Below are 15,938 nucleotides of genomic sequence, written 5' to 3'. Positions count from 1 at the left end.
ATTTTTCCTAAATTCAAAAAGTATACTAAATCACTTTTTAGATCCTACCTTTTATGTATCTTTGTTAAGAAAAACCCATGATTTATCAGCAGATTATAATTAAATAGTAAATAAAGTAGCCTCATAGACTGGCGAGCCTTTTAAACTAAGCCAGAGCTGCATCTACTCATTTCCTTAAATTGGCAACACTTTCATGTAATCTATTACAGTGTGATTTACACCCTCTTAAAAAAAAGAGAAGCTGAAATGATCAGCTTCCCTTTGCGTTTATTACAAACACTTATATTAAATCTTTACTGTAAACCTAACTGACTTAATACTGTATCTAATGTTGCACCTTTATAAGAAGTTTTCGCTTTAGGTGCATTTTCTACAGTTGGATTTTGTAAACCATAGTTTTTAACAACATAGTTCATGTCTTTAGCGTCTACGACTTTATCAAAGTTAAAGTCAGCCGAAGCTTTATTTGTACCCCAATATGTTTGCACAGCTAAAGCATCTAAAATATCGATAACATTGTCTTTATTTGTATCTCCAGCTGCGGCAATTGGTAAATTGTATCTAATTCGTTTTCCAACGATCTCACCACGAACATCACTGTACAATTCAAATTTTTGATTCATCGTAAAGTAACCTGGCACATCAACTTTCAGTGTATAAGGATTTATATCAGCTTTCAGTCCATCAATTAAATAGCTACCATATCGATCTGTAACTGGAGACTCAACAACTGTTTTCCCATCAAAAGAGGTAACCGTTACTTTTGCACCAATTTTACTTTGATCAATTGCATAATTTAGTCCTTTAATTGGATCAACTGCCGCTTCTGGTCTTAATGCTCCCTCTAACCTTGAATACATTGTTTTTACCTTATAACTTTCCATATAAGCGTAAACATTGTTCGTTACAACATTTGATTGATCAATTGTTGTTGCACTCATACCAAACCAGTTAATACTATCTGTTGTCCATTTGTTAGCAGTTTTTAGGTCAAAATTAAATAACGGTAAGTCTTCTGGTAATGCTTTATCACCTAAATAATTAAATGTAAAAATATACTTCGTTGGTGTACTTTCTACACTAACCTGTGCATCACCATACTTTTTAACTGCATCATTTACAACTACATTCTCAACTGAAGCATAACTATCTTTTATCATTGTAATTTTAGTTGTTTTTATATTTTTTACATTATTCGAACGAACGGTATAGTTTACACTATCACCTGTTGTAACAGTTTGTTTATTTGCTTTTACATAGAAGTATGGTAAATTTTGATCTACAAAAACGACTCTTAACATATTAGATGCATTACCATTAAAGTTTCTTGCCGCATCAAAACCATAAAACTGAACTTTTAATGGATCTGCTTGTTTTCTCACTAAAATTTTATCAGTGTAATTTCCATTTTTATCTGTTCTGATTGGATTTGTAGGAAATCCGTCATTATAAAATGAAACAACTGAATTGTTTGATTGATCGACAGGTAATCCTAAGCGAGTTCCTTCTTCAGTTTCTGGATCATGTAAGTTAATGTTAAAGTCATATAGGAATTGTCCATTCGAATCAAATTGACTATCTTTAACTTCAATTACTTTTTGATCCAACGAATCAAAACTTGAAGTCATTGTTGGTGCTCCTAGTTCATAAATGAAATCAGACGATGCTGAGAATGTTTTCCCTTGTTCATTTGTACCAACTAGTCTCAATTTATAGTGACCCGTTTTTGCAAATACTGGATGACTACTAATAGGATTTTTCGAATCACCTGTAAATGGATAATAAATTGTATTGAATGCAGGAGTATAATACTCTTGATTTTCATTTACTGCAATCGCATTAAATGTTCCTACTAATCCAAGATCTTCACCTGTAGTTGGATCTTGTAGTACTAGATCTATCGCCTTCATATGTGATTTTAGTGTAAATGTTATATCCATAAATGGGTAAGCATTTGCTGGCCATGCTGTGTCTGTGCCATACATTGGATTTTCGATATTAAACTTATCAATACCTTCGTTTACAACACGTCCACCAAATGGAATTTGGTAAGTTTCAGTCGGATCTGAGGAATTCGTGAAAATAATATATCCCTCATATGTTCCTTTTTCAGCAGTTTTAGGAATGTTTAAGTTAAACTTAATTGATTTTTGATTAATTCCATTTAATTTAACTGTAGTTGGTCCTTCTAACGTTACGCCATTTGATGCTGCATCTTTTGATCCTCTTAATCCCGTTTGGAATTTAACATTAACATCAAATGTTTTTGCTTTCTCACTACGATTTTTTAATGTAACAGTTTTTGAGTCTGAAATATCTTCACCATTAAATCCATAAGATCCAAAGCTCATTGCACCTGTTAATTCTGTAATTAATTTTTGTTTTCCATTCACAAACATAGGTGTTTTATCATTTACTTCTAACTCAACGTTTGAATGAATTGCTTCATAAGCGTCTACTCGTCCACTTCCTACCTCATATACGCTATAATTTTTAGATAGTGGATCTGCTGTATTCATTAAAATCGACTTTACATCTTCTGGTTGAAGATCTTTATTTGATTGAAGTAATAATGCTGATACACCTGCGACATATGGAGTAGCCATTGATGTACCTGATAAGCGTGCGTATGCATATTTATAATCTTCTGTATGTGTTCCATCTACCTTTTGATCATTTACATAAAACGGAACCGTTGAAAGAATTGAAACACCTGGTGCTGTTACTTCCGGTTTAATATCGTAGTTAACACGGCTCGGCCCTCTCGAACTGAACGTAGCTAAATCATCAGATGCGGTTTGAATTTTCTTGAAATCACCAAATGTGAAATCTGATTTACCATCTTTTAATGCTGCAGAAATTACTGAGCCCTCATCAAATGAAACTGAGAATGAAGGAATCGCATTCATTGATTCACCAAGGAATGTCTGAATTGCTCCCTCTGCCTTGTTTGTTTCATCGTTAGCCATGATAACACCCGCAGCACCTTGTGCTTTGGCATATGAAACTTTAGAGTCTAATGTATATACTCCTCGTTTCATGAACACAAATTTTCCTTTTACATCCTTATTTTGATAACCACTTGGATCTCCAAGTCCTACATCGACAAGTTGTACAGTTTTTCCTTTTAATGAAGTTAGGTCATCTTTATAGTTTTTCGTCAATTGTCTTATATTGTAACTTTTACCATTATTTACGCCCGTGTATTGATAAATATCAATTGCAACTGAAGACGCTCCAACTGTTAATGCTAATGCAGCCGCTCCTGGCGATCCAAGCGTAAACATTTTATCGCCACTATTACCTGCAGCTACAACGGTCGTAACTCCACTTAATACGGCATTGTTAACTGCAATAGAAGTTGCAAAAAGTGGATCATTTATTGTTGCTCCTAGCGACATGTTAATGACATCCATACCATCTTGTACTGCTCGATCAATCCCGGCAATGATCGCATCACTTGTGCCGCCACCACCTGGGCCAAGTACTCGGTAAGCATAAAGGTCCGCTTCAGGTGCCGCACCGACTGTTTTATACTCACTATTTGATACACCGCGTCCACCAATAATACCAGCAACATGTGTTCCATGTTCAGTATAATAGTCCGCTCCATTTTGAGATCCAGGTTTTCCTGCCTTCACCCAATCCGCATACGTTGTTTCCATTGGATCATTATCGTTATTAACAAAATCATATCCACCTTTGTAAGCATCCTTTAAATCCGGGTGGTTATAATCCATTCCGGTATCAAGAATTCCTACTTTAATCCCTTTACCGGTAAAACCCTCTGCGTGTAAACGATCTAAGCCGTCATATGGAGTATAATTTGCTACTTTAGCTTCATCAGTTTTTAGCTGATCATTTTCTACTTCTGGAGGGTCTATCGAAAATTTTTCGTTACTCCAAACTGTTTTAACAGCTTTTGATTTTAATAGATTTTTAATTTGATTTGCTGGTAGGCTCATTGAGACACCGTTAAATGCATGCTTATAGGAGCGGTTAATCTTATAATTTATTTTTTTATTTTCATCACCTGTTAATACTTTCTCTACATCATTTGAAAAAGATTCGTGATCCTGATCTACTAGCTTATTAGCATCGGTTTCAGATAAAGTTTTACCTTCGACACTTGCTTCAAGTTTAGCAATTTTTGCTGGTTTATTATTAAACTCTACTATGACACTAGTTTGATCTGAAGAGTTTAAGTCAGTGTCTTTAGAAATTTGAAGACCAGTCTCTTCGTTTGTTGAAAGCTGATTTAAGGCCGCTCTTTGTTCAGAAGTTAAATTTGCCAAAATATCATCTACATTCCTTGGACTAGCTGCTTTTGTGCTTTGTGTTACATGTCCAAGTGAACCTAATATAAAACTAGATGTTAAAGCTAAAACAGAAAAACTTTTTAACAATTTACTCTTTTTCCCCATTTCTCCAATCCCCTTATAAAATTATGTTTTTTTTGATAGAAATTGTTCGATTTACCTCAAATTTCCTTAAAAACGAACGCATAATCTATCAATTTACGACTCGTTTCTATCCCCTTCCCTATATAATGATTTCATTATACGTAATCAGAATTTTCTGGTAAAATTAAAAAAAATATAACTTTAATAACGAAATCTTATTTTTTCTAATTGCATTCTAAAGAATTGAACTAACACTTTTAGAAGTATTTTTGTGCCCAAAATCTTTTATTAATATAATTTACACATCAACACTGACGTTTTTCTGATAAAATATTTTTTGAAAAATATTCCAAAAAATTGGTTATGAATATCGCTTATTGTGCTAAAACAGACAGATCAAAAAAGAGAAGCCGCTATACGACTTCCCCTTTCCAATTGATTTTTATTATTCTAAACCTAACTGACTTAATACAGTGTCTAACGTAACACCTTTATAAGAAGTTTTTGCTTTTGGTGCATTTGCTACCGTCGGATTTTTCAATCCATAATTTTTTATGATGAAATCCATATCCTTCTTATCCACAACTTTGTCAAAGTTAAAATCTGCAGATGCTTTATTTGTACCCCAATATGTTTGTACAGCTATTGCATCTAAAATATCGATCACATTATCTTTATTTACATCACCAGCTGATGCTGTTTCAAGTAAGTATCTTAATCTCTTTCCAACTGTTTCACCACGAACTTCATTCGATAAATATAATTGTTTTTGCATTGTAAAGTGACCCGGTACATCTACTTTTATTGTATAAGCATTTTTATCTGCTTTAAGTCCTTCAGCAATATAACTACCAGCTTTAGATGTTATAGGAGCTACAACGACTGTTTTCCCATCATATGAAGTCACCTTAACTTTTGCACCGATTTGACTTTGATCAATCGAATAAATCTTTTCACCAGTAGATGGATCTTTCGTCCCTTCTAATTGTAATGAACCTTCTAGTACTGAAAATTTCGATTTAGTCGTATAACCTTCCATATAAGAATAGACATTATCTGTCTCAACATTTGATTGATCAAATGTTGTAGCATCCATTATATGCCATAAGAATGGAGTTGAACGCGTATATTTATCAAGTGTTTTTATATCGAAATTAAATAACTTCAAATCTTCTGGTAAAGGTTTAGTACCAGAATACGTAAATGTAAACGTATAATTTAATACACTATCGAAATAAGGTGCAGTTTCTACAGATACTTGTGCATCGCCGTATTGTTTAACCGCATCATTTACAACAACATTTTCAATTGCAGCTAAATTAGTATCGACTGGCAATGTAATTTTTGTTGTTTTTAAGTTTTTAATATTATTCGAACGAACACTGTAATTAACCGATTCTCCCGTAGTTACAGTTTTTTTATTTGCTTTTAAATAAAAGTAAGGATAAGTATTTTTAACAAAAGCAACTTTTAGCATCGCAGAAGCATCAGCAGTAGCGTTTTTCGCTGCGTCTAAGCCATAAAATTGAACAGTTAAAGGCTGAATCTGACTTCTAACTAAAATTTGATGCTCATCATAATTTCCATTTTTATCTGTATATGATGGTAATGTTGGTCTTCCCCAATTGTAAAAAGAAACAACTGAATTGCTTGATTGATCAACATTAATACCATATCGATTTGCTTCCTCAACTTCAGGATCTTTTACATTAATATTAAAATCATATAAAAATTCTCCCTTAGAATCTAACTGACTTTCATTATATTCAATAACCTTTTGATCTAACGAATCAAAGCTTGAAGTTATTGTAGGAGTTCCAACTTCATATAAGAAATCCGAAGCCGCCGAGAATGTTTTACCTTTTTCATTTGAACCAACAAGCCTTAATTTATAATGACCCGTATTTATTTTGACAGGATCACTGCTAATTGGATTTTTTGGATCACTTGTAAATGGATAATAATAGGTATTAAAAGCTGCACCAACATAATATGTTTGATTTTCATTTAGAAGGAGTGTATTAAAAAATCCCACAAGTCCTAAATCTTCACCTGTATTTGGATCTTGTAATACGACATCTAAAGTCTTCATATGCGATTTTAGATTCATCGAAAAGTCAAGATCTGGATAACTAGTTTGTGGCCAAGCGCCTTCGTCTGAAAAAATTGGATTTTCAATTTTAAATGTATCAATCCCTTCGTTTATTACACGTCCACCAAATGGAATTTGGTATGTTTCAGTTGAATCTTGAGTATTCGTGAAAGTGATATAACCTTCATATGTACCTTTTTCTGCTGCTTTTGGAAAGTTTAAGTTAAATTCAAATGATTTTTGGCTAATTCCATTTAATTTAACAGTCGAAGGGCCTGTTAAAGTTACATTGTTCTGAGCTGCATCCTTCGATCCTCTTAATCCAGTTTGGAATTTCACATCTACATTAAATGTTTTTGCTTTTTCACTGCGATTCTTTAATATAACTGTACGTGAATCAGCTATATCTTGATTGTCAAATCCAAAAGAACCAAAACTCATTCCACCAGTTAATTCTTTAATGGATTTTTGTTTTCCATTTATAATTGTAGGGGTCTTGTCCACTACCTCTAATTCTACATTTGAGTGAATAGCCTCATATGCATCTACTCGACCGCTTCCTACTTCAAAAACACTGTAATCTTTTGCCAAAGGATCTGCTGTATTCATTAAGATTGATTTAACATCTTCCGGATTTAAATCTCTATTTGATTGAAGTAAGAGAGCTGAGACCCCTGCAACATAAGGTGTTGCCATGGAAGTTCCAGATAAGCGCTCATACGCATATTTGTAATCTTCTGGTTTTGATCCATTAACTGTTTTATCGTTTACATAGAATGGTACCGTCGAAAGGATTGATACACCAGGTGCAATTACTTCTGGTTTAATATCATAGTTCACTCGAGATGGACCTCTAGAACTGAATTGTGCTAATTCATCAGAAGCAGTTTTTAATTTTGTGAAATCTCCGAATGTGAAGTCTGTTTTACCAGCTTTAATTGCAGCTGCGATTGTATTACCATCATCATTTGAAACGGAGAATGCAGGAATCGCATCAACTGATTCACCTAAAAATGCTTGAATTGCACCTTCAGCTTTATTTGTTTCATCGTTATACATTAAAACCCCAACAGCACCTTTTGCTTTTGCATTTTTGATTTTGTCAATTAAAGCAATTGATCCACGCTTAATGAACGCAATCTTACCGTTTAAGTCTTTTCCATTAAAGTCAGCTGGATTTGCTAAACCAACATCAACAAGTTGATACGTTTTTCCTTTTAATGTTGTTACATCATCTTTATAATTTCTTGCTAATTGTCTTAACGTATAGTTTTTGCCATCTTGGATACCAGCATATTGGTAAATATCAAGTGCGATTGATGATGCACCGACTGTTAAAGCTAATGCGGCAGCACCAGGTGATCCTAATGTATACATTTGATCCCCGCTATTACCTGCTGCTACGACAGTCGTTACGCCGCTTAGTACAGCATTGTTTACAGCAATTGAAGTTGCATAAAGTGGATCATTAATTGATGCCCCAAGCGACATATTGATGACATCCATACCATCTTGAACTGCTCGATCGATCGCAGCGATAATATTTTCACTTGTACCACTACCACCAGGTCCAAGTACTCTATAGGCATATAAGTCTGATCCAGGTGCTGCACCAACTGTTTTATACTCACTGTTTGCTACACCTCGTCCACCAATAATCCCAGCAACATGTGTACCATGTTCAGTATAATAATTGGCCGCTGTTCCCGGTTTTCCAGCATTCACCCAATCGGCATACGTCGTTTCCATCGGATCATTATCGTTATTAACAAAATCATATCCACCTTTGTAAGCATCCTTTAAATCTGGGTGGTTGTAATCGATTCCTGTATCAAGAATGCCAACTTTAATTCCTTTACCTGTATACCCTTCTGAATGTAAACGGTCTAAACCATCATAAGGTGTATAATTTGCAACATTTGCTTCATCAGTTTTTAACTGTCCATTATTTTCTGCTTTTGCTGGAGGATCAATCGAAAATGTTTCGTTGCTCCAAACTGTTTTAACTGCTTTGGATTTTAATAGATTCTTAATTTGATTTGCTGGTAGACTAAGCGAGACACCATTGAAAGCATGTTTATATGAACGATTAATCTTATAACTCACTTTTTTATTGTTTTCATTCGTTAATACTTTCTCTACATCATTCGAAAATGTTTTATGGTCCTGATCTACAAGTTTAGATGCTTCAGTTTCAGATAATGATTGCCCCTCTACACTTGCTTCAATTTGAGCAATTTTAGCAGGCTTATTGTTAAATTCAACAATAACAGAGGTTAGATTTGAAGAGGCTAAGTTAATATCTGAAGAAATTTGAAGACCTGTCTCTTCATTTGTTGAAAGTTGATGAAGAGCCGCTCTTTGCTCCGAAGTTAAATTTGCTAGAATTTCGTCTACATTTCTTGGACTAGCTGCTTTTGTATTGTGAGATATGTGGCCAAGTGAACCTAATATAAAACTTGATGTTAACGCTAATACAGTAAAACTTTTTAAAACCTTACTCTTTTTCTCCATTCCTAAGTCTCCCTGTAAAGATTAATTTTAATAGAAATTGTTCAAATACATAACGAGGTCTTCTCTAATTTGGATTAGAACAATGAATGATTTCCAACTTCCGGCTTAACTCCATCCCCTCCCTTATTCATTGATTTCATTATAAATAATTTGAATATTCTGGTAAAATTAAAAATTATAGATTTTTAATAATAAGGTCTTATTTTTACTTGTACTCTTCGAAAGTTTTGTAATAACACTCCCTTATAGTTTTTTCACTTACTTACTTTAGGGGCTCTTGGCTAGTTAAGAATCTAGCGTCGTGATTTTTAAATGTATCTCTACGTCGTCCTCACTTAAAAACTAGTAACCTAAAGAGGTATTCAACTAATCTACTTATAAATTAGCTACAATGATGACCCAAATAAAAAAACTCGTGCAATTGGCAAGCATTTAGGCGCAGACAGAGGCGTAGTTACACAACTACGTCGAGTTTTTTTCTCCGCTGCCAATTTATACTTTCTAATATGCAAAAAAGAGAAGCCAGTATTTAGAGCTCCTCCTAAAATTTCTATTATTAAATCTATTCCAATTCCGCTTTTACTTGATTAGTTTCGATAGGAATGTCACGTTGATTACCACTATCACTAAAGAACTGAATCAATTCGATCGCTTCTTCATATTGACCTAATTCCATATAGTATTTATATAATTTTTTCCCATACTGTTCATAATAAAAAACATTATTTGTTGAAGCAAACTGTGGAATAGCTACCTTTGCTAAATAATCATAATACCCACTTCGATTTTTTTTACAATTCAAAAGTAAGAGGTTAAATAATGTGAGATGAATCGGGCTATTATGTTTCTTAGCTAAAGCAATTCCTTTTTTTACTTCCTCTAAAAGATTTTCTATATTCAATAACTGTCCTTCCGAGCATGATTCAATGTAATTGTAGAATCGTCGTAAGTAATAGAATGATGTATGATCTGTCATGAATAATGATTTCTTAAAATAATGTGCAGCTTGCTCGAAATCTTTTCGTTTAAAGAACTCTACCCCTAAATTATTTAAAAGAATACGTTTTTTTTCATTATCACCTAAGTTTTCACAATTATGAATTAAATTCATATAGCTTTCTACTAATTCCATAAAATCGATATCATTTTCACTTTCAAATTGCATTAACATTAAAGTTTGAGCATTTATTGCTTGCAAATAGTTACGTGTTTTAATGAAATAATCGTTTGCTTTTTGAGCATAAGTATAAGCTAGTACTTTCCCCCTTGCGTAGTGATAGCCAAGAGCTAAGTGATAGTAATATTCTTCATTTTTGTATTCTTCTATATTAATTTGTTTTAAAATTTTAACTGCCTCTCTAAAATCTTCACTTGTTGTAGTCCGATATGTACTAATACAAAACATTCCTTTAATGTGTAGAAGAAGACTTTTTTCAAAATCAGAAATCCTTTGGAAATTTTTTTCCGCATATTCGATTATCGATTTAGTTTCAGGTAACATCTTCTTATGAAGATAGTACCTTGCTGTTAATAAGTGATAATACACTGCATATTTAGAAGCTTTGATAAACGGTATACTTTCTAATTCTTTTTTTATCTCCTCAATTTGAATGGAATTTTGCATAATAATGGCAAGATCCCAATCTTTTAACCGCTGTTCAATATGATGTAATGCTTTCATTTCTTTGTTTAGATCAATCCCTAACCGTTCTGTTAATTTGGATAAAATATCAGGTGATATACTCACTTTTCCACCTTCGAATCTACTAATATATGTTTTACAGCAAATCTCTTTGCTTAGGTTTGATTGGCTGATTCCATTTTTTTCACGATAAAATTTGAAAATTTCTCCGACTAACATTTTAGCCTCCCTAATGAACCAACATTATTAGAAATAGTTCAGTTTAGTAATTTTTGTTTATGTCATTACATTTCTTTTAAATTGCAATAAATTATTGTTTTTTCTTTCGTTTGAGTTATGACGTAAATGTAGGATTCCAATGGATAGGATTCGTTTTTCCAAATATTTTTTTAATTTTCTAACATCAATATTTATTGGTTTTATTATACAAGAACAATCTTTTCTAATAAAATTAATTAGTTTAAAATTATAATAAGATAATCTTATATTAAGAAGGAAAGGACTTCTAAAATTCCGGATCATAAAAAAACATTTTTCCAAATCTGGAAAAATGCCTCTCTTAAAATTAATATTTAAGCAATAAATGACTAAAATACACTAAAAATTCTAATCCCAATCCTTGGACTGTACTTGAACTTTTTCAAATACTTCAAGCGGAATCTTAAAGAATCAGAGGTTTTATTTTCTTACTTCAATTTTACGTATAAATAAATATAGAGCACAAAAATAAAAATGCAGGAAACATTCTTTCCTGCATTTTTATTTTTGATACATTATTTTTGTAAAACGGTAACTGTCTGTGGTTTTGTAGTTACTTTAAAGCCGTCTTTACTTACCACATCTGCTGATATTGTATACGTACCACTTGGAACAGTAGCTTCCGGAGCCCATTTCAAGTGAATTTCAACTTGATTATCAACATTAAAAGAATCCACAAGGTTGCCGTTTACATCCTTAACATTAATTTTCCAATTCACTTTGTTATTGCCATAACCGTTGATTTGAGCAGGAGTACTTGCATTAACATTTTTATTTGGGTATACACTGAAATAGCTAACAAGCATTCCTTCATTAATATAAGAAGTGTCTCCCCAAACTGTGTAGCTGTGATTTAAAGCATAATCGGAACCTAATACAACAACACTCTTAGGCTCTTCTTTTACAAGTAAAGATGTTTGACCTGGTTGTAAAGGCTTATATTTACCGTTATACCAAACAATCGCACCGTAATAGCCACTTCCTTTTTCATTGTCTGTAGCTTTGAATGAAATTTCATATTGACCATCTATAGGCTTTACTTGAATATCGGATACAACAGGAGCAACTGAATCAACATGGAAAGGAAGTTTCACGATTTGTGGTTTCGCATCCTTATAATCTAATGTTGATTTAATGACATAGTTATAAGTGCCATCCTTAACAACTTTTCCGTTTTCGTCTGTTACATCCCATACATAACCACCATTCATGTAGTCGCTGTAAGACATAATATTTTTACGGAACTTCCATGGCTTTCCAGTATATTCACTAAAGTCACCTAGGTATTTAATCATTTCTCCGTTTGCATTCTCCACGTACATTTCAGTCTTTCCTAAATTACGTAATACAGTAAATGTTGGGAACACTGTATTTAACCCAGCATTAGGAGAAATAACAATTCGATCCTTATTAAATCTTGCTGTTTTTGGATCATATCCTAATGGGTATGTATTTTCAGAAAATGGTTCGTCATTCCAAAGTGTCGTATATCCTAAGAACGCATCTTTTTCATATGCTGCAGGATCAATATTTTGTGGTTGATCCCATTCACCATAGTAACCCATGTATGGAACCGTTAAAGGAACTGCTGACTCACTGTTTTTACCAGATGGAACTAAACGGACATACCCTTCAACAAATGTACCTTTCTTTAAGCTTGACGGAAGTTGAATTTGAATATCGAGATTTTTTTCTTGTCCTGGTTTAATTTTTAATGTTTTTCCTGCTGTAGACGATACTGTTTCTCCATTCACAGATGCGATAGCACCTTGTACACGCTCGCTTTTTAACGTTAAATATTCTTTTGAATCCAATGTTCCATCATTATCTAGGTCAATATCTTTTGTTACTTTACCGTCCGTTAAAACGTCAACATATACTTGATATTCTAAATCTTTTATATTCAGATTTTGAAGCGCTTCTGCATTTAATTTGAAGTGTACATTATCAGATTTAATCTCTTTTAGCGCAACTGCTCCTGCTTGCTCAAGCGGAGTTTTTTCTCTTGTCACAAGTACTGGTGTTTTAATCGCATTTTCAATTTGCATTAAGCCCGAACCTTGTACGCGTGGGGAATACGGTACTTCATTATTCGTAGAAGGATCAAGAACTAACTTTGCAGTATTCATTAATGCAATTTTTGCTTTTAAAGCTGTTTCTTCTGAATGAGTTAAACCTTTTTCATATAGTGATTGCAGTATTAATGCTGAACCTCCTGCAACATGAGGACTTGCCATAGATGTTCCGCTCATTACCTCATATTGATTTCCTGGAACAGTCGAATAAATTTTACCACCAGGTGCAGAAATCTCAGGCTTAAAGTCTAATGTATGTGGTGTACCATAAGATGAGAAATATGACATCGTATTCTTATTTGGATTTTCAACATAGATTCCAGTTGACGGTTTCATTTTCACAATATGACCGCTCGTTAACTGAGAAATTAAAGTAGCTCCAACTGCTCTGCTAGTCGTTGCAGCAGGTGTAAAGTAAGGACTAAAATATACGAATGGATAGTCAACATCTTCATTCGCAGGTACAAGGATTACTGCCTTTGCATTCTTCTTTTTCGCTTCGGTTTGAATATAAGTATATGAACCATATTTTCCATTTGGTTTTGCAACGACAATTTTATTTGTCACATCTTTATCTTTAAAATCAGCTGTTTTACCTTCTCCAACATATACCATCTCGTAAGATTCAAGTGGCGATAATACACTAGAAAGCCTCATACCAAACTGTGTTTGGTCTTGGTATGGTAACTGTAAACCATCATCAGATTTAAGAGATGACATGTGTATACTCGTATTTTCATAGGAAGCAACAGATAATGCATATGGGCTTACTCCTGGTTCACCAACTGTACCAATATCTGGATTTTCAGCATACGGTTTTACGGAGGACGGTATTAGATTATTTTTTGTGCTATAAGCAGAGTTTCCTCCCGCTACAACTACAAGTGTGCCTTGTTCGGTTGCTTCACGGATTGCCTTTTGAATTGGATCATCTTCTTCACTTACGAAACCCGCGTCAGTTCCTAAACTCATGTTAATGACATCTGCTCCCATAGTCACCGCGTGCTCAATACCAGCAATAATATCATCTTCATATGCTCCATTTGCATTATCAGAGAATACTTTTTCTGCCAACAACTGTACTCCTGGTGCAATACCTTTTACTCCGTCATTAGCTTCGTCACCATTCGCTCCTACTGTACCTGCAACATGCATACCGTGTGAATTCCCTGCACTGTGTGGAATGACATCTGTATCATGATCCGCCCAGTCATATCCTGTTGGTACCTTGTCGCTGTACCATACTTCGCCCACACCAGTTTCCGCGAATTTTTTTTGAATACTTTCTTTCGAATACTTTTCCTTTGCTTTTCCTTTTTCCGTCAACGTCATATCTTTATGAGTATAGTCTATTCCCGTGTCGACTATAGCAACAAGTAATCCTTCTCCTTGATAGCCATAATCCTGCCATACTTTTTGAGCTTGTACTAATTCTTTGCTTGCCCCCATAGAAGGCTGAAATTTTCTTGCGATATGTACATTTGTTACACCTGGAGTCGATTGAATTTCCTCTAAGTTACGAAATTCAGTTTCTACACTAAAACCATTAAATCCTTCATAAAAACGTTGTTTAACTTTCACATCTGATTTCTTAGAAATGTGTTCAATCGCTTCATCTTGTTTTTGTTTAAATTGTGCTCTTTTACTTTGATTAGACTCTTCCGTGGCTGTTTGTGGCTTCTCAACTTCAACGATTACACGTACTTTTTCATTTGGTTTATAAGGTTTTACTATTCCCTTCTCTTTTAAATCTTTATAGCCAAACTCATCTACCGCATCTTGAGCAGTTTGTTTTTGCTCATCAACAAAAATTTGCTGACCTTGTTTTACAATTTCTTCAATACTTGGAGCAGGGATCTGATTTTCCTCTGTTCCTTCAGCAAATCCTGTTGATGTAAATAACATTGTAACCAAAGTTGTTGTTGCAAGAACCTTGTAAGGAAAACTTTTTTTCTTTTTCATTTTTACTCTCCTCTACAGTAAACTTTCATTTTCTTAATCTATTAAAATGAAATAGATTTAACTCAAAAGCACCAAAAAGATTATTCATTCTTTGGCCAAATCTGGTACAATACTAATTTTAATTGCGTTGTTGCAAGAATCATATTGGGTTATTTATATGACCTTTAGACCTATGTATAAAAATTAAAAAACAAAAACTCAAGTAGAAAATAAGGGAATTTTAGCTTATTTGGTCGAGAGGCTTCTAAAAAGAATGATTTAATCGGGATAATCCAACTAAGTCGATGAGCAAATTTATTGATTAAATTACAAATTGAAGGAAAAAATTATGAATTTCTAACTTGAAGTACAATTAAAAATAGTAAAATAGAAAGAATTAAATAAAGCTTAAATAGTTCAACTTTATTATTTTCAAGCCAAATCTCTATCTGCATTTTTGGATGTTATAGCGGTCAATGGATACCTAGATGAAGAGACGAAAAGATCGTAGGCTCCATTTTATTCAATCTATCAAAAGGGAGCATTTTCTTGTTTTTTCAAAAAAAAGGTGCCCCTAAAAAGATTTACTTTTGGGACACACTCCTCTTCTACGATTAATATTTATAGCAATGAATTACTAAAATACTATAAAACCTCTAACCACTATCCCGAGTCTGTACAGAAGATATTCAGACAACTCGGTAAGATTTTTTAAACTTGAAAAAAGACGACTTAATAACAGTCGTCTTTTCCAGAGTGTTGAAATATAAAATGGTCAATAGGGAAAACGGACATTAAATGAACATTTAATAATGATGAAATTATCATTTTTCTGGATGATCTTTTAATGGTTTTAAATGTAAATATGTTCGAGCAACTTTATGATTCCAATAACACTAGACATGTTTTTTTCAGAAGTTAAAAAATTATGAGCTTATTCTTAGAAAAACAAATTCATTTGACTAATTTAGTTTAATGTTCGATATTAATTGAACTACAAACTGATTAATAAA

General features: G+C 33.4%; 4 protein-coding genes. All 4 read right to left on the bottom strand.

Going from position 1 to position 15,938, the window contains the following annotated elements:
• Positions 1 to 293: 293 nt before the first annotated feature.
• Positions 294 to 4,424 carry a S8 family serine peptidase gene (locus BED47_RS24375; protein ID WP_069033551.1) on the bottom strand — a complete coding sequence of 1,377 codons (4,131 nt, stop codon included), beginning with the start codon at positions 4,422 to 4,424 and terminating at the stop codon, positions 294 to 296.
• A gap of 424 nt (positions 4,425 to 4,848) precedes the next feature.
• A complete protein-coding gene (locus BED47_RS24370; RefSeq protein ID WP_069033550.1) occupies positions 4,849 to 9,009 on the bottom strand; it encodes a S8 family serine peptidase in 4,161 nt (1,386 codons plus the stop codon).
• A 562-nt stretch (positions 9,010 to 9,571) separates the two neighbouring features.
• Positions 9,572 to 10,870, bottom strand: coding sequence for a helix-turn-helix domain-containing protein (locus tag BED47_RS09735; RefSeq protein WP_069033549.1), 1,299 nt, complete (start codon positions 10,868 to 10,870; stop codon positions 9,572 to 9,574).
• Between the two features lie 554 nt (positions 10,871 to 11,424).
• Entirely contained in the window at positions 11,425 to 14,946 is a 3,522-nt protein-coding gene (locus BED47_RS09730; protein WP_069033548.1) for a S8 family serine peptidase, read from the bottom strand.
• Positions 14,947 to 15,938 lie beyond the last annotated feature (992 nt).

This window comes from Gottfriedia luciferensis (genome assembly GCF_001712755.1).
Taxonomy (GTDB): Bacteria; Bacillota; Bacilli; order Bacillales; family Bacillaceae_G; genus Gottfriedia; species Gottfriedia luciferensis_B.
The sequence above is the reverse complement of the archived record's forward strand: the minus strand, read 5'-3'. Positions and strand labels throughout refer to the sequence as shown.

Coding starts and splice junctions, on each gene's coding strand:
- BED47_RS24375 (WP_069033551.1), bottom strand. CDS start 4,424: ATGGGGAAAAAGAGTAAATTGTTAAAAAGTTTTTCTGTTTTAGCTTTA.
- BED47_RS24370 (WP_069033550.1), bottom strand. CDS start 9,009: ATGGAGAAAAAGAGTAAGGTTTTAAAAAGTTTTACTGTATTAGCGTTA.
- BED47_RS09735 (WP_069033549.1), bottom strand. CDS start 10,870: ATGTTAGTCGGAGAAATTTTCAAATTTTATCGTGAAAAAAATGGAATC.
- BED47_RS09730 (WP_069033548.1), bottom strand. CDS start 14,946: ATGAAAAAGAAAAAAAGTTTTCCTTACAAGGTTCTTGCAACAACAACT.